General features: G+C 50.1%; 20 protein-coding genes. 12 read left to right on the top strand and 8 right to left on the bottom strand.

Annotated elements, in window-relative coordinates; genetic code table 11:
- Positions 1-264 precede the first annotated feature (264 nt).
- From EFBL_RS04450 to EFBL_RS04435, 4 genes are all read right to left on the bottom strand, one after another.
- Positions 265-1,524: an MFS transporter gene (locus EFBL_RS04450; protein WP_096180935.1), complete on the bottom strand. Its 1,260-nt coding sequence runs from the start codon at positions 1,522-1,524 to the stop codon at positions 265-267.
- Positions 1,525-1,672: 148 nt separating this feature from the next.
- Positions 1,673-2,875, bottom strand: coding sequence for an iron-containing alcohol dehydrogenase (locus EFBL_RS04445; protein WP_096180934.1), 1,203 nt, complete (start codon positions 2,873-2,875; stop codon positions 1,673-1,675).
- 32 nt (positions 2,876-2,907) lie between these two features.
- Positions 2,908-4,428 carry an aldehyde dehydrogenase family protein gene (locus EFBL_RS04440; protein WP_096180933.1) on the bottom strand — a complete coding sequence of 507 codons (1,521 nt, stop codon included), beginning with the start codon at positions 4,426-4,428 and terminating at the stop codon, positions 2,908-2,910.
- 48 nt (positions 4,429-4,476) lie between these two features.
- Positions 4,477-5,367, bottom strand: a complete 891-nt coding sequence (locus EFBL_RS04435; protein ID WP_096180977.1) for a R2-like ligand-binding oxidase — start codon at positions 5,365-5,367, stop codon at positions 4,477-4,479.
- Positions 5,368-5,558: 191 nt separating this feature from the next.
- Between EFBL_RS04435 and EFBL_RS04430 the strand changes: the two genes are divergently transcribed.
- The 3 genes from EFBL_RS04430 to EFBL_RS04420 all read left to right on the top strand — a co-directional run bounded on the left by EFBL_RS04430 (position 5,559) and on the right by EFBL_RS04420 (position 8,609).
- Positions 5,559-6,239 (top strand): response regulator transcription factor, encoded by a 681-nt coding sequence (locus EFBL_RS04430; protein ID WP_096180932.1) that lies wholly within the window; start codon positions 5,559-5,561, stop codon positions 6,237-6,239.
- Positions 6,240-6,428: 189 nt separating this feature from the next.
- Positions 6,429-6,650, top strand: a complete 222-nt coding sequence (locus tag EFBL_RS04425) for a hypothetical protein (RefSeq protein WP_096180931.1) — start codon at positions 6,429-6,431, stop codon at positions 6,648-6,650.
- A gap of 171 nt (positions 6,651-6,821) precedes the next feature.
- Positions 6,822-8,609, top strand: a complete 1,788-nt coding sequence (locus EFBL_RS04420) for a M3 family oligoendopeptidase (RefSeq protein WP_096180930.1) — start codon at positions 6,822-6,824, stop codon at positions 8,607-8,609.
- A 12-nt stretch (positions 8,610-8,621) separates the two neighbouring features.
- On the opposite strand, the gene EFBL_RS04415 is transcribed toward EFBL_RS04420, so the two are convergent.
- From EFBL_RS04415 to EFBL_RS04405, 3 genes are all read right to left on the bottom strand, one after another.
- The gene (locus tag EFBL_RS04415; protein ID WP_096180929.1) at positions 8,622-8,855 is read right to left on the bottom strand and encodes a hypothetical protein; all 234 of its coding nucleotides are present in this window, start codon (positions 8,853-8,855) and stop codon (positions 8,622-8,624) included.
- Positions 8,856-9,024: 169 nt separating this feature from the next.
- Entirely contained in the window at positions 9,025-9,465 is a 441-nt protein-coding gene (locus EFBL_RS04410; protein ID WP_096180928.1) for a type II toxin-antitoxin system VapC family toxin, read from the bottom strand.
- Positions 9,453-9,728 (bottom strand): AbrB/MazE/SpoVT family DNA-binding domain-containing protein, encoded by a 276-nt coding sequence (locus EFBL_RS04405; protein WP_096180927.1) that lies wholly within the window; start codon positions 9,726-9,728, stop codon positions 9,453-9,455. The genes EFBL_RS04410 and EFBL_RS04405 overlap by 13 nt, the downstream gene beginning before the upstream one ends.
- A gap of 153 nt (positions 9,729-9,881) precedes the next feature.
- Between EFBL_RS04405 and EFBL_RS04400 the strand changes: the two genes are divergently transcribed.
- The 9 genes from EFBL_RS04400 to EFBL_RS04360 all read left to right on the top strand — a co-directional run bounded on the left by EFBL_RS04400 (position 9,882) and on the right by EFBL_RS04360 (position 15,588).
- Positions 9,882-10,394, top strand: a complete 513-nt coding sequence (locus EFBL_RS04400; RefSeq protein WP_131927734.1) for a YqeG family HAD IIIA-type phosphatase — start codon at positions 9,882-9,884, stop codon at positions 10,392-10,394.
- 3 nt (positions 10,395-10,397) lie between these two features.
- Complete coding sequence (gene yqeH, locus EFBL_RS04395; RefSeq protein ID WP_096180925.1) at positions 10,398-11,513, top strand: ribosome biogenesis GTPase YqeH; 1,116 nt, start codon at positions 10,398-10,400, stop codon at positions 11,511-11,513.
- A 122-nt stretch (positions 11,514-11,635) separates the two neighbouring features.
- Positions 11,636-11,851, top strand: coding sequence for a hypothetical protein (locus EFBL_RS04390; protein ID WP_096180924.1), 216 nt, complete (start codon positions 11,636-11,638; stop codon positions 11,849-11,851).
- 98 nt (positions 11,852-11,949) lie between these two features.
- Positions 11,950-12,789 carry a shikimate dehydrogenase gene (locus EFBL_RS04385; protein WP_096180923.1) on the top strand — a complete coding sequence of 280 codons (840 nt, stop codon included), beginning with the start codon at positions 11,950-11,952 and terminating at the stop codon, positions 12,787-12,789.
- A gap of 1 nt (position 12,790) precedes the next feature.
- A complete protein-coding gene (yhbY, locus tag EFBL_RS04380; RefSeq protein WP_096180922.1) occupies positions 12,791-13,084 on the top strand; it encodes a ribosome assembly RNA-binding protein YhbY in 294 nt (97 codons plus the stop codon).
- Positions 13,085-13,150: 66 nt separating this feature from the next.
- Positions 13,151-13,765 carry a nicotinate-nucleotide adenylyltransferase gene (gene nadD / locus EFBL_RS04375; protein WP_096180921.1) on the top strand — a complete coding sequence of 205 codons (615 nt, stop codon included), beginning with the start codon at positions 13,151-13,153 and terminating at the stop codon, positions 13,763-13,765.
- Positions 13,743-14,339, top strand: a complete 597-nt coding sequence (gene yqeK / locus EFBL_RS04370) for a bis(5'-nucleosyl)-tetraphosphatase (symmetrical) YqeK (RefSeq protein ID WP_096180920.1) — start codon at positions 13,743-13,745, stop codon at positions 14,337-14,339. The genes nadD and yqeK overlap by 23 nt, the downstream gene beginning before the upstream one ends.
- Positions 14,340-14,378: 39 nt before the next feature.
- On the top strand, positions 14,379-14,726 hold the full coding sequence (rsfS, locus tag EFBL_RS04365; protein ID WP_096180919.1) for a ribosome silencing factor: 348 nt from the start codon (positions 14,379-14,381) through the stop codon (positions 14,724-14,726).
- Positions 14,727-14,820: 94 nt separating this feature from the next.
- Complete coding sequence (locus EFBL_RS04360; RefSeq protein ID WP_096180918.1) at positions 14,821-15,588, top strand: class I SAM-dependent DNA methyltransferase; 768 nt, start codon at positions 14,821-14,823, stop codon at positions 15,586-15,588.
- Here EFBL_RS04360 and EFBL_RS04355 read toward each other — a convergent pair whose 3' ends face one another.
- Entirely contained in the window at positions 15,589-15,933 is a 345-nt protein-coding gene (locus tag EFBL_RS04355; RefSeq protein WP_096180917.1) for a hypothetical protein, read from the bottom strand.
- Between the last annotated feature and the right edge of the window lie 355 nt (positions 15,934-16,288).

Below are 16,288 nucleotides of genomic sequence, written 5' to 3'. Positions count from 1 at the left end.
TTGAAATCCTTGTTTCAAAGCAGCAAATTAGTGCCTTATAATCACCTATTCCAAGAGTTGGCGATCCTATGCCCAAGTCTGTTAACATAATCCAAAAGACCGACTCCAACTCACTCCAGTTCCTATAAAAAGGTCTACCGTCACTTGAAAAGAGGCCTACCACCACATGTACAGAGCCTTTCATCTGCCCCATTACCATTCAGATGATACGGAGATAAGTCAAAATTGAGATTAAGACAGCAAGTTGTAAAAGCGCCCGGTTCTCTAACCAAGCGCTTCTTCACGTCCTTTCACCAAGTCCACCTTTGTCAGTACAAGAATTCCAATTCCGAAGAACAGCACCAAAGACAGGATCCCCCAGCGGCTGGAGTCGGTAAACAGAGCGATCAACCCGAAGACAAGCGGTCCCAATACGGAAGCGAACTTGCTTGAAAGACTCAGGAAACCGAAAAATTCGGCAGAGCGGCTGGGCGGCACCAAACTGCTGTAGATCGAACGGGCAACTGCCTGGCTTCCCCCCTGCACCAGGCCGACCATCATCGCCAGCAGATAGAAATGAAGGCTGTTCTGCATGAAGAATCCAAGGACGGATATCAATACATAGGTGGATAAAGAAATATACAAGGAAGGTTTAGAGCCTACCCGCTCTGCGATCTTGCCAAACAAAAGCGTAAAGGGAATGCCGACAAACTGGGTGATCAACAGGGCTGTGATCAAATCCGTTGTGCCGATTCCAATCTCTTTCCCATATATGGCTGCCATTGTAATGATCGTGTTGATGGCATCATTGAAAAACCAAAAAGCAATCAGGAACTTGATCAATTCCCGGTATTTTAGGATCTCCCGCAGTGTGTTCCAGATCCGTGTAAAGCCTGTTCTCGCATATTGGGAAACAGTCAACCCGGTTTGTGCTGGGCGGCTTTTTACATGTCGGAACAAAGGCAGTGAAAACACAAACCACCAGATTCCCACACTCGCAAAGGAAAGATAGGTGGCAGTTGTGGTGTCGGGTATGCCAAACAATTCATGTTTCATAATCATGGCAAGGTTGATGGTCAACAAGAGTCCACCGCCCAGATAGCCGAATGCATAGCCTTTCGAGGAAATGTAATCCCGCTTTTCATAGGGAACCAAATCAGGCAGCAGCGAGTCATAGAATACATTGCCTCCGGTATACCCGATGATGCCAAAGACCACCAACAGGGAGGCCAGCAGGTAGTCTCCTTTTCCCACGAAGATCATAAGGACGGATGCTATCATGCCGGTATATGCAAACAAACGGAGAAATCGGATCTTTGAGCCCGACATGTCTGCGATGGCCCCAAGCACCGGGGCCATCACCGCAACAATCAACATTCCGATGGACTGGGTAAACCCCCAATAGGAAGTTGCCGTAGTCTTGTCAAGATTGCCGGCAGCCACTTCCGAATAAAAAATCGGCAGTACGGCGGCAATCATTGTGGTAACAAAAGCGGAGTTGGCCCAATCGTACATGACCCATCCGCGTACCGCTTTCTGGTCCATAGTATGACTCCTTTGGAAAGTGATGGTTTTACCTATTATATAGCAACGGGCAGACTCCGATGTTAAGTTTTTCTAAAGAAAAAAATCCTCCGGCTACCGGACAAACCGGAAACCGGAGGTTTGGTTTCTTTTGGTTTGCTATTGGAATTTACGAATGTACAACAACCCCAGATACTTCGTTTGCAACTTTGGTTATCACTTCCGCAGGCAAACGGAAGACCACACCGGAGGGATCCAGTTGGACAGCCTGCACAATGGTCTGCAGATCGGAAGGACTGATGCTGAATTCTGCAAATGTCTCGGGCAATCCGATTTCGCGGCGGAGTTCCCGGATCTGAGCCGTCACAATCCCCAAACATTGAACGGGATCGGCAGGCAGGTTCTGAATGCCAAGTGCTTCGGCAAATCCGTGGATCCGCGACAGGTAGAAAGGAGCCAACGATTCCATGACGCTAGGCAGCAGCACAGAATTGGCCAAGCCGTGCGGGATATTGAACCTGGCTCCGAAGGCATGAGCCATGTTGTGAACCGGGATGGCGTTCAGTGTCAGGGAGAATGCCTGAATCGCCATGGTGCTAGCCATCAGCATGTTGGCCCTCGCCTGAATATTGGTGCCTTCATGAACAGCGTTTCGGAGATTGTCACGAATCAAAAGGATCGATTGCAGGGCAAACGCATCCGCCATCGGGTTGTTTTGCGGGGAGAAGTAGGCTTCCACCGCATGGGTAAGCGCGTCAAATCCCGTAAAGGCGGTAATTTTCGGAGGCAGTCCGGTGGTCAGTTCCGGGTCAAGAATTGCAAAATCCGCGTTAATAAACGGATTGATCAGGTTCATCTTGATACCGGCAGCTTCGTTGTAAATCACGGCGATGGGAGATACTTCGGCTCCCGTCCCGGCAGTAGTGGGGATGGCGACATGCGGTATGAAAATATACTGTGCCTCAGGCCACATTTCCATCGTATTGCCCAGCAATCCCGCCCGAATTTCGTTGATTTTTTTATGCAGCATCCACTTTATGCCTTTTACTGTATCCAGCACGCTGCCCCCGCCCAATGCAATCAGGGAATCTGCATTCAAGTCCTTGAAGAAACGGGCTCCCCGGTTGACGATTTCCGATTTTGCATCCTGTTCAATCTCGTCAAACACCCCGGCCAGTTGTACACCACCTGGCATCAGATTGAACAGTTGGACGATTTTGTCCGTAATGCCTGCATTTGTCAAACCTTTGTCGGTGAAAAGTACGGCTCTTCGGCCGCCGAGTCCTTTGATCAGTTCCGGCAACAGGCTTCTGGAACCTGCACCGCTGTTAACCGTCGTACGAAAGGCAAACTGGAAAAATGACGATTGCATCGGATCACCCACTTTGTTCAGAATGGTTGTTATCAAAACAGGATGGCGCCAAGCCAGGGTCTTTGGCTCAGTTCGGTCGTCAGGGAATAGTGGACATGTTTGATCTGGGTGTACTCGTCAAGTGCATGGCGACCCAGTTCGCGTCCAAAGCCACTCTGCTTGTATCCGCCAAAGGGCGCGTCGCTGCGGAACATGTGCCAGTCGTTGATCCAAACGGTTCCTGCTCTGAGTTCTCTTGCCACTTGATAGGCCTTGTTTACATCCCGTGTCCAAACCCCGGCTGCCAACCCGTAAATGGTATCGTTGGCCAATGTAATGGCCTCTTCCGGATTGGAATATTTGATTACGGAGAGAACGGGACCAAAGATCTCCTCACGGGCAATCTTCATATCGTTTTGCACATCCGCGAAAATGGTGGGTTCCACATAGAATCCTTTGTTCAGGCCGGGCCCGCTGATCCGTTTGCCGCCGCAAACCAGGCGTGCCCCTTCCTGAATGCCGGCTTCGATGTAACCGAGGACCGTTTCCAATTGCTGCTCGGATACAAGAGGGCCCATTCCGACTGTCTCATCGAGCGGGTTTCCGATCTTAATGGCAGAGGCGGCAGCCGCAAGCCGCTCCAGCACTTCCTCGTAGATCGATTCATGTACCAGGACCCGGGTTCCTGATTCGCAGACTTGACCGGAATGCAGGAACACGCCAAACAGAATGCCCGGGATGGCAAGCTCCAGATCGGCATCAGGCAATACAATGGAGGGGGATTTGCCCCCCAGTTCAAGCGTCACGCGTTTCACTGTGCCGGATGCCAACTGCATGATCCGTCGGCCCACTTCGGTGGAACCGGTAAAGGCAATCTTATCCACCAGGGGATGGGTTATGAGCGTTTCACCCACGCTGTTGCCGGGTCCGGCCACCACATTGAACACCCCTGCCGGAACGCCGGATTGAACAGCCAGTTCCGCCAGTTTCAGGGTTGAGAGGGGGGTGTTGGAAGCCGGCTTCACCACTATGGAGTTCCCCATTGCCAGTGCGGGTGCCAATTTCCACATGGCGAGGATCATCGGAAAGTTCCAGGGTGTAATGGCGCCCACCACACCGATCGGTTCCCGCCAGATCTGATTGTTGCTGGGTTGCGGGAAGGCAACCACCGGCAGCGATTGGACATATTGGTACTCCAATGCAAATTTGGCCGTCTGCTGCAGAAGATCCACCAACTGCAGGATGTCGGAGTTGGCAATCCGCCGGACTGTGCCGCCGGAGCTGATCGCCTCAAGGAAGACCAGTTCCTGGGCATGTTCGATAATCTTGTGAGAGAATGCGATCAGGATCTTTGCTCTTTCCTGCGGGGTCTTTCTTGACCAAATCCCGGAGTCGAAGGACTTGCGGGCAGCCTGGACGGCAGCTTCCATATCTTCTCTGGTGCCCTTTGCCACTTTCGCCACCACTTCTCCGTCGGCGGGATTGATCACATTGAATGTTTCGCCGGAACTGGAGGGTCTCCAGGTTCCGTCAATAAAAAGCGGGAACTCCAATACTTGTACTGCGGTTGTCATTTCTACGCCCCCTTGCGAATGGTTTGCTGGAACAATGCAAGAAGTCCCTTACAGTACTCCAAGTAAAGTTTCGGATGTTTTATAAATTTCTTCCATGGTCTGCCCCTTTGCTCTGGCAAGAACCTCCATGCGGATTTGCAGCTGTTTCATTGAATATGCGACAGAATCTTCCGCCCGAACACCAAAACCGCTTGCTTCCCGGCCGCCCATGTTTTCCTGATTGAGAGCGATGGAAAGGGGTGCCAATTGTTCCATGGTTCCGGCCACCAGATCGTACAGATGAGGATGTTCGCAAATCATGCGCTGCAGCAGGAATGTGCCGTAGCCGATATGGCGGGATTCGTCTGTCTTCAGATAGCCGATCCCTTTTAACAGTCCCGGCATGATGCCCGCTTTCTTTACCCCTTCATAGAAAGCCCAATACCCGGTTTCGGCCAATACGCCTTCAATGAACATGTTATAAACAGTGGATGCCTCCGCAATCGCTTCCGGTGACTGGTCATGAACCAGACGTCCCAAGCTTTCCGGAAGAACCTCATAAAAGATCTTTCGATAAGCCGGAGTGTGATAGACGGACAAATCCCCCGTTTCGCCGAGCTCATTCAGGAGCAGACGGAAGAACTCGGTGTGTTTGGCTTCTTCAAACAGGAAGGTTGTCAGAAACATCTCCTCTTCGATTCGCCCCTCTTTGGCAATCACCATAATGAGCGGAAGGAGGTCCAGTGTAACCGCTTCTTCACCGGCCTGAAACTGGGCAATCAACCGCAGCGTGTCTTCCCGTTGTTCATCGGTAAGCTGTTGCCAGTGCACCTTGTCCTCGCTGAAATCAATGTCCTTCGGATTCCATACGCCAAACCGCTTGGCCTTCTCGTAAAGGCGATAAGGAAGCGAATCCGTGCGGAGCCCTCTGGAGCTGGTTGTAATCATTTCAGTCCTCATCGTACTTTCCTCCCCTAAATCAAAAATAGTTATGGCATAAAGAATCATGCCTACCAAACAACCGTTTGATTTGTTGAAAAAAAAAGAATTTTCATTCGAGATCAAGTCTGCTAGAATGAAACTGCTTACAATTTCCATGATACGCGTTTGACCAAAAGTTCATATCCCCTAAAATGTAGGGAGGTAGAATTATGATCAATACGCACCTTAGAGACTCCTTCCAGGATTTGATATCCGCTGCACACGAAGAGAAACTTGAGATGGCCCTCAGGGGATTCGTTACGTATTTTCGGTTCTCCAGGGCCTCACTGTTTGCTTACTCCCCTCTGACTTACAAGGGGGAGGGGCTCCTCCGGATTGAGAAGGACACGATCTACCGATTTGAAGAGATCAGGGAGGATGTCCGCTCCATTCCTCCCGTTTATTCGGCAATCACGGGCTGCAAACCGGAATTCGTCCCCCACTGCATCAATCATTTTCCCATCAAGTATGTGAAACAATTTGAATTAAGCTCTTTGGTGGTGGTGCCCATCACCAGGGCAAACACAATCCTGGGGGCGGCGCTGGTGGACCGTTACGAGGGGGAGGAAGCGATTGAAGAGCTTCTGCCATCCCTGTTCAAATACGGAAGAGTCGTGGGAGAGATCATTGCAGCCCCTGGTCAAAAGCAAAAAACGACTCCCCTAAGCAACCGCGAAACAGAGGTTCTTCAGCGGATGTCCCTGGGGGAAAGCATCAAACAGATGGCGGATCACATGCGGATCAGTGAGTTTACCGTTCGCGACTACATAAAGTCTGCCATGAGAAAAATGGGGGTCCAGCACCGGGCGCAGGCTGTGGCGGAAGCGATGCGCCAAGGTATAATCGAGTAATGGGCAAAAAGATTGAACTTCCGAATGGGCTGTATGGAAAAGACATATTCCATACAGCCTTGCTTATTTGAAATTCCTTAGAGATCAATTTCTCATGATCCCGTCGGGCTGTTATTGTTGTTTTTAGGGCTTGCAGCAGCCATAGTCAATTTGTTAATGACCTATCATATTTTCACTGGAATCGGAGCCATGGCGAAAACTTACGGACTCTGGGAGCTTGCTCAAACTTCCGAGTCCAGATGGAAGATTTACCTGTATACTATGGTTGCAGTAACCGCATTCACTTCTGTTGCATTCCTGTTTCCTGCCCTAATGACTGTTTTCTTTTTCCCTGTGCTGATCGCAGGAATCATTGCTTATGTCCTGTTCCTGATGCTGATCAGGCAGGCTGATCAATCCTTCCGAATCTAAGACAAGAATTTGCCGATTCCTTTTGAAGTGGGGGCCTGATTAACGGCACTGAGTGCCGCTGTTTTGGTCAGTGTTTTTAAGGCCGATTCCCCTACTCGTGGTATAATGACTTGTCGGTGGCGCCAACGAGAAGAAAACTATAGTGGAGTTCTATGGAAAAGAGGAATACATATGAAACAGTTGAGCCAGACTTGGGATTTGGACGTATTCTTTCCCGGGGGAAGCGAATCGAAGGAATTTGCAGCTTATCTTGACGTGTTAAAGCAAGATATCCACCAGCTTCAGCAACTGATTCAGCAAACTCGGGTGCCGCAATCGGCCGAAGAGGCGGAATCCCTGAACCGTACCATCTACCTGGTTCAAAATATTGAGAGCCGTTTGCGGGAAGCGATGTCGTTTACCGAATGTCTGACGGCACAAAATGTCAAAGATGACAAAGCAAAGCTGTTGTACGGGAAAGTGGTGCAGCTTCACAGTTCCTATTCGTCGGTCATGATTGATTTTGACATACTCATCCTGCGGATTCCCCAACCGGTATGGGAACGATTTCTTTCAACTGAAGCGGTACAGCCCATTGCGTTCCCCCTGAATGAACGCAGGCAGCGAGCTGCCGAAAAGCTCTCCCCCGAACTGGAAGTGCTGGCCAATGACCTGGCGGTTGACGGGTACCATGCCTGGTCTGACCTCTATAGTAAGGTTGTAGGCCGCATCACCATTCCTGTCGAGAAGGACGGGGAGCCAAAAGAGCTTTCTGTCGGGCAGGCGTGGAACATGTTGAGCCATGAAGACCGTTCGGTCCGAATGTCGGTATTCAACAAGTGGACAGAAGAATGGGCCAAAAGTGCGGAACTCTGTGCCCATGCCCTGAACCACCTGGCAGGTTACAGGTTGAATCTGTACCGCCATCGCGGTTGGGAATCGGTTCTGAAAGAGCCGCTCGACATCAACCGCATGTCGGAGCAAACCCTCAAGGCCATGTGGAATGTAATTGAACAGAACAAGGACACTTTGGTGGAATATCTCAACCGAAAAGCCAAACTTTTGGGGCTTGAGAAGCTCAGTTGGTATGATGTACAAGCGCCGATTGGCGATGTGACAAGGAAGATCAGCTATGAGGAAGGGGCTGCCATCATTGTGGAACAGTTCTCCCGTTTGGCTCCGCGCATGGCTGATTTCTCAAGAAGGGCTTTTGAGGAAAGATGGATTGAAGCGGAAGACCGTCCGAACAAGAGACCCGGCGGTTTTTGCACCAGCTTTACTGACAGCAAACAGACACGAATCTTTATGACCTACGCCGGCACTTCTGATAATGTATCCACCCTCGCCCACGAGTTGGGGCATGCCTTCCACCAGCATGTAATGGACGATCTGCCGCAAATGGTGCAAAACTATGCGATGAACGTGGCGGAAACTGCTTCCACTTTTGCAGAAATGGTGGTGGCGGATGCAGCGGTAAAGAACGCGAAAACCGATCAGGAGCGGTTGGTGCTGTTGGAAGAGAAAGCACAAAGCTGCGCTACCTTCCTCATGAATATCTATGCACGGTTTTTGTTTGAGACAGCCTTCTATGAAAGAAGAAGGGAAGGGCTTGTCAGTGTAGAGGAATTGACGCAACTGATGGTGGAGGCGCAGAAACGGGCATTTGGGGATGCTCTTGGCGAATATGATCCTTACTTCTGGGCATCAAAGCTGCACTTCTATATTACGGATGTGCCTTTCTACAACTTCCCATACACCTTCGGGTATCTCTTCAGTTATGGGGTTTATGCCCGCGCCCTGCAGGAAGGACCTTCGTTTGAGGAAAAATATGTCGCGCTGTTGCGGGACACGGGCCGCATGACGGTGGAAGACCTCGCGCAAAAGCATCTGGATGTGGACCTCACCCGGCCTGATTTTTGGCAAAGTGCGGTGAACCTGGCTCTGGAGGACGTGAAGGAGTTTTTGCGATTAACCAGATGAGCGGAAATCGCATTAACCCCTTCTCTTTAACCGAAATATGTCTTCATCGTGTTTTGATACGTTTTCCTTGATGTAATCCAAGCGTTCATTGATTGCTTTCACTTCATCTTTGACTTCCTTCAGTTCTTCTTGGATGGAATGGACTTTAACCGTAAGTTGTCCGACTTGTTGATGTACCAATTCGATTTTTTCAACCTTCTCCAAAATGGTTTGAAGCAACCCAATAACTTGCGGTTCATTGTCCATTCTCACATTCTCCTCTCAATCCTGTCTCAAGTATAAAACAAAGGGAGTTCAGAATCCAACCCTTTGACTTCCAACAGTTCGCAGGGTGTCAGTTCAACAGTTTGGATTTCCGGAACTGAGTATAGTTTTCCGATTCGACGAAGCCGCCTTGTGTTGTATCAAGGCGGCTTTATCGTAAATTGTTACTTTGCAGATAAACGATCGGAAAATCGACTGACGAGAAATCTTTGTCATTGGTTACAAAAATTTGGGTGTCCTCCAAAATGGCCGTTGCCAGTTGAATCGCATCGGGGGTCTTGAGGCGGTATTGATTCCGCAATTCGGCCGCCCTGTCGGCCACATGAAAATCTACTGCTCTTACCTTCATGTTTGGAAAGCTTGAAAGTAATCCCCGGTATTCTTCCACCAGCCTTATATTCCCCTTTTTGTATGGATGGCTAAGAATTTCCGTTACTGTCAGAGTCGATGTAACTGCCTGCAAGTCGCCATTCTCAATCTTTCGGAACAAATGAAGCAAGAACTTCTCGTAAGGCGAACCTTCCATCAAATAAATAAAACAGTTGGAATCAAGCGATATTTTCTGGACGGTTTCCAGGTCTATTCGTCCCATGAATCGATTCCTTCTTCAAGTTGTTTTTTGGCATTTTCAAAGGAGCCGTAATTTTTTTTGTTTAGATTGGCCAGATATTCGGTTTTGCTTTTTTGGGGACGAACCACAATCGTACCATCCTCCTGAACTTTCCAGAGCAAGCTGTCTCCTTCCCCTATTCCTGCGGCCTCTCGAACATGCATAGGCACCACAGTCTGATATTTCTTTCCTATCCTACTCTCGTATAATGACATACCAATCACCCCTTGGTATGATTTTAACATCTCTTCCTACCGAACGCCAATCAATTTGATAAAACCTTCTGCAAAGAAGCAGGTATGGAAATTGTTACATCCGGATGGTACGATTAGTACGGCATAAACTCTTCACTCCCGTTGAAGGATAAGAATGGAATTATGGTTTGAGGTGACAGTATGCTGAAGCGTTTGATCCCGTCGCTTTATGTGCAATCCATCTACCATATTGACCTGGATGAGTTGATAGCACAGGGCATCAAAGGGATTATTACCGATCTGGACAATACACTTGTATCCTGGGACTCGCCTTACGCGACACCGAAGCTGGTTGCATGGCTGGAAGATGTCAAAGAGCGTGGTCTCCGGGTTTGTATCGTCTCCAACAATAAAAGAATCCGGGTTGAAGAATTTGCCCGCCCTTTAAACCTGCCTTGCATCCATGGGGCCAGAAAACCGGTCCGCGGGGCGTTTCGCCGCGCCATGCAGATCATGGGGACGAAACCGCATGAAACCGTAGTAGTGGGTGACCAGATCTTTACCGATGTTCTTGGTGCCAACCGGATGGGGTTGAATTCGATTCTGGTGCTGCCCATTGCGACAAAAGAATGGCCCGGCACCAAGGTATTGCGCTCCATGGAGCGGATAGTGCTGAAAGGTCTCCGCAAACGGGGAATGATTCCTTGGGAGGAGTAAAGGATGAAAGCTGAAGTGAAAGTTTGCACCGGATGCGGAGCGCCTCTTCAAACCGGGCAGCCCGAGAGTCCCGGATACACGGTAGCCTCTGCATTGGAAAGGGAACATCCGGTGTGCAGAAGGTGTTTTCGAATTCGTCACTATAACGAAGTCTCTTCCGTGGCTGTAGATGATGACGAATTCATCAAGATCGTAAGTGAGATCGGGCGGAAGAAAGCGCTTGTAGTCAAGGTTGTCGATCTGTTTGATCTTGCCGGTTCGTGGATAGACAATCTCCGCAGATACATAGGTTCCAATCCTGTATTTCTTGTTGCCAACAAAGTGGATGTGCTTCCGAAGCAGACCAATCTGGAGAAGGTGGAAATGTGGCTTCGCAAAGAGGTGGAGAAGAAGGGGATCCTGCTGGAAGGAATCGCGCTTATATCCGCCGGCAAAGGGTACGGATTGAAGCATGTCAAGACCTTCATTGAAAGATACGCCAATGATCGCGATGTGTATGTTGTGGGAACAGCCAATGTAGGGAAATCCACTTTGATCAACCGTTTGATCCGGACGTTTGGGGAAACAGGGGATGTGGAACTGACCACCTCCCGCTACCCCGGAACCACTCTCTCTTCGGTGCGTGTTGCAATCCCAAACTACAAACACCACTTGATTGATACGCCAGGCATCATGACATCACACAGGCTTTCGGATCTCGTTTGCCCCAAATGCCTGAAGCAGATTGTTCCGGACCGAACCATCGACCCGACAGTCTTCCAACTGAATGACAAACAGACATTGTTTGCCGGTGGACTGGCCCGGTTTGACTTCGTCAAAGGAGAGCGGCAGCCGTTTGTGTGCTACTTTGCGAATCAACTGGAACTTCACCGGACCAAACTTGAAAATGCGGATACCTTGTATCGGAAGCACCTGGGCGGGCTTTTAACCCCTCCTTGCGGTGACTGCGGCGACCACCTGCGCGATTTGGTTACCCACAAAATCAAGATCAAAGAAGGAAGCAGCAAGGATGTTGTGATTTCAGGTCTCGGTTGGTTCTCTGCCAGAGGGAACGAATGCGAAGTGCATGTGCATGTTCCCAGAGGGGTTGACGTATCAATCCGGCGTGCCATCATTTAGGGTCTGAAGGGTATCACCACCCTGATGTAAAAATATTGCAAATTTTTGCCGAAACACGTCATACCTGCCCGAATACTCGCATACGGTAAAATACACGATACCGATGGGTAGGGGAGATTGGTATGACCCAACAGATACAAGAGCACAAACGATTGGTGGAACGCCGGATTAGTACTCTCAACGGACCTGTCAGAATGGACGAACTGATCGACCATTTGCGCAGGGAAGTGTCTTTGGTTCGGCGGGACGATCCGTCACTTGACGATTACCATCTTCATGATATAAAATTGTCGTTTCAGACCAGCGAGATTCTACTGCAGATCGATTTCCGGAAATAGAAACGAACATTCCCTCTGCACACCCTTAACGGGGTGTTTTTTACTAAGCAAAACTTTGGTATAGTAGGGGGGAGTATGAAACGGAGCGGAGGAAACGCATGGAGAAAGGCGGACATTTGACCCTAACCGGGTTGTTTGGCCATCCGGTTGGCCATTCCCGTTCACCGCAGATGCACAATGCGGCTTTTGCTGCTTTGGGGCTCCCTTATGTGTACGTGGCATTTGATGTTCACCCCGACCGGCTTCGGACGGCTGCCGAGAGCATCCGGGCTTTGGGCATCCGGGGCGTGAATGTAACCATCCCCCATAAGGTTGAAGTTATGAAGTATCTTGACCGCATTGCACCGGAGGCGGACATGATCGGGGCGGTCAATACGATCGTGAATGAAAACGGTGTTCTGGTCGGGCATAATACAGATGGAAGCGGGTATGTCCGTTCGCTTCTGGAAGAGACGAAGCTGAATCTTGCCGATGCCAAGGTGCTGGTGTTGGGGGCTGGCGGTGCCGCCCGCGCGGTGGTAAGCGCCCTGGCCATGAAGGGGGCCGGGGACATCCTGATTGTCAATCGTACCCGTGAAAAAGGGGACGAACTGGCACGCAGAATTTCGTCCTTATGCAAGGCCCACTCGGTGACATACGATGATCTTCCGGAATTGATGCAAGACGTTCGTCTTGTGGTAAATACCACTTCTGTCGGAATGTACCCCCAAATTGAGGAATGTCCGCTGGACACATCCCTGCTGCATGAGGGATTGGTCGTATCGGATCTGATATACAACCCGCTGGAAACTCGCTTGCTGAGGGAAGCCCGCTTGCGGGGGGCAATCCCGCATGGCGGCCTCGGAATGTTTGTCTACCAAGGGGCGGAGGCCTTCACATTGTGGACAAGCGTGGAAGCGCCGGTTGCCATCATGAGAAAAGCGATAAAGGAGAAGTAACGTGCTCACAGGTAAACAGAAAAGGTATTTGCGCTCATTGGCTCACCATCTTGATCCGATCCTGCAGGTTGGCAAAGGTGGGGTTTCGGAAAATATGCTGGATCAGGTTTCCCTTGCCTTGGAAGCCAAGGAATTGATTAAAGTGTCGATTCTCAACAATTGTGAATTTGACAAAGACGAAGTGGCGGAGCAGCTGGCGGATGGAACCGGATCGGAACTGGTACAGTTGATTGGAAAGACGGTCGTTCTGTACCGGGAGTCCAAGGAACATAAACAGATCGAATTGCCAAAGTAACATGAAACATTGTGTCGGCCTGTTCGTATCCATTGGAAAAGGGAACGGGCGGCAGGAGGTGTCGGGATGAGAATGGGACTGTTTGGCGGAACCTTTGACCCGATTCATATCGGTCATCTGGTGGCTGCCAGGCTTGCCAAGGAAGCTTTGCAGCTTGATCGGGTAATCTTCATTCCCTCCGGAATTCCTCCGCATAAATCCGGAAGAGAGATCACTCCAGCAGGAAACCGATTTGAGATGGTAAAGCTTGCGGTGGAGCAGGAACCTGATTTTTCGGTGTCAGATTGGGAAATCAGGCGTGAGGTGCCATCTTATACTGTGGACACCCTGGAATCTTTTGCGTCTCAATTTCCGGATGATGAGCTATACTTTATTGTGGGAGCCGATATGCTCTACGATTTCCCGAATTGGCACAATCCGGGGCGAATTTTGGAAATTTGCCAGGTGATCGGCATGACCCGTCCGGGGTTTGCTCTGGACGAGTGCAGGACTTTGCTGCGAACCTCGATGCTCCTGCCGGAGCATCGAATTCATTTTGTCGAGATGCCCGGACTCGAGATTTCTTCCACCTGGCTGCGGGATCGGCTGCGGCAGAGAAGGTCCGTTCATTACCTGATTCCTGACCGGGTGATTCGTTTCATTGAGGAGAATGGGTTGTATGACAGAGGACATGATTCGTGAAAGAGTCAAAGCGGAATTGAAAGAGAAGCGATTCCGCCATGTGGAGGGAGTCGTTCAGACGGCGGACCGGTTGGCCCGAATTCATGGCGCCAATCCGGAACATGCGAGGCTTGCGGCATGGATTCATGATTTTTGTCGGCAGTGGCCGAAGGAAAAATTGGTGCAGACGGCGAAAGATATGAATATAGAAGAACAATACTTCGAAATGCCCGAACTGCTTCACGGTCACATAGCAGCCGGTCTGGCGCCGCAGGAATTTGGAATCACGGATGAGGATGTGTTGAATGCGGCAAGATTCCATACTTCAGGCCGTACAAATATGTCCCTCCTTGAGAAAGTGGTCTATCTTGCAGATGCGATTGAACCTGGCCGGAAATATCCGGCAGTCGAGGAGATCCGAAAGGTGGCGGAAGAGGATCTTGACCTGGCGCTGGCTCTCTCGTTTGACAATACGATTGAGTACCTGATTCAACGCCGGGAACCGATTTTTCCCTTGACAGTCATTGCTCGCAATGGGATCTGGCGGAAAGTCAAGGAAAGTCGGAGCGAGCAAGCCTCTTTTGACATAAAATAAGTAGCAGGACCATTCTAAATTTTCCTAGGAGGCATGTGCATGGGTGAAAAAATGGTGGAATTTGCAAAGATTGCGGCCGAAGCGGCTGCAGACAAGAAGGCGAAAGACATTATAATGCTCGATATACGAGGGTTATCAGTAATCGCGGATTATTTCGTCTTATGCAGCGGAAATTCCACTACTCAGGTGCAAGCCATCGCGGAAGCGGTGAAGGAAAAGATGGAGAAAAAAGGACTCCGCGTTCGCGGCATGGAAGGTTATGACGAAGCCAAATGGGTCCTGATTGATTGCGGGGACGTGGTCGTTCACGTGTTCCGCACGGAGGAAAGGGAATTTTACAATCTGGAACGCGTTTGGAGCGACGCACGGGAGTTAAGCATTGTTTGAACGGTCGCCAAAACTTTAACGGCATCGACTGAATTCAATATACTCTGTGCCCGGGCCTGATCCAGGACCGGGCGTTTGTGTCAGGGGAAGAAAGATGGATACGCCAAAGGTTTACGGAGAATTTGCGGTATTTTACGATCGCTTGATGCAGGATGCGCCTTACGACGAATGGATGCGTATATTTATTGAGACAGTTAACCGGCATCTGCCCGGTACAGGCGGTCCTCGGAGTCAATTGAAAGTGGCAGATTTGGGATGCGGAACCGGTACCCTTTCCATCCTGTTGTTGGAACAGGGATTTCAAGTGTTTGCGGTGGATCTGTCTGAGGAGATGTTAGCCCAGGCTCAGGCCAAACTGTCTCACCCGACGCCTTTTCTGCGCTTCTTCCAACAGGATCTAAGGAGTGTACGATTGCCGGAGAAAGTGGATTATGCAGTCTCATTCTGCGATTCCCTCAATTATTTGCTGGAAGAATCCGACTTGCGGCAGGCGTTTCATTCTATTCGCCACCAGTTGAAACCGGGCGGATTCTTCCTGTTTGACATGCACACCCCTTATAAATTGCGGGAAGAGTTGGGCCACCAGACCTTTTACGATATCCGGGAGGATGTGGCGTATATCTGGCAAAGCCGCCTGGATTCTGAAAAATGTCAAGTGGAGTACGATGTGACTTTCTTTGCCCAAGTGCAAGAAGACTTGTACAGACGGTTCCATGAGACTCATTGGCAGAGAGCCTATTCGCGGGAAGCAATTGAAGGACTTTTGCATGAGGCAGGTTTCACTAGCGTGGAGTGCGGAGCGGACTTCCATTGGGTAGAGCCTGGCGAGAAGGCCAGCCGATACTTCTTTCTGGCGAGATGATTACTCTTCTTCTTTGATTTCTCCCAACCGGACCAAACGGGAGTAAATGGCACCTTCGGTCCGCTTGTGCTTGGCTGCAATCTGTTTGACCGTAAGGCCGTTCCGGAATTGGTCCACGGCAGCCTGATCTTCTTCCAGGGACCATGGTTTGCCTGCATTCTGGGGGAGTCGTTCCCTCCGTCTGTTTCGCTGCTCGAGGGCGACAAGGCCCTTGCCGGCTAGGGTCAGAGCTCTGACCGTTTCCGCTTTCTGATAAGGGCTGTCGCTGGCAAACACTTCCCCGGTATACGGGTCGATCCCGTCCGCCAGTTTTTCGATAATCTCCATTGCTTTGGTGATTTCCATACGATACCTCCTTTTTAATTATAGATCTAAATTGTTGCTTTGAATGCAATGATCTCGAGTCAATCTTACCATGCGTGCAATTTCTCAGTCCATATCCTTTTATGTCGATTTCGGTCGAAAGAACGGTCAGGTTGGCGACCGCATCTGTCTGTGCTCCTGTTGTATCCCTTTGTATTCTTGGCAGAATCCTCCTTATCAGGTAAACTGATTCTAAAGCGAATAAATCAGGGAACCGGGTGGAAATCCCGGGCGGACGCGCCACTGTGAAAGCCAGACCCCTGTTGCAGATGAAGTTCACCCTCGCGGCCCGGGGTAACGGTTCAGGAGTGAACCCCCTTTTTTTCGCGAGTGCATT

The sequence above is a fragment of the Effusibacillus lacus genome (genome assembly GCF_002335525.1).
Lineage (GTDB): Bacteria > Bacillota > Bacilli > Tumebacillales > Effusibacillaceae > Effusibacillus > Effusibacillus lacus.
This window is presented reverse-complemented; position numbering and strand designations above follow the sequence as displayed.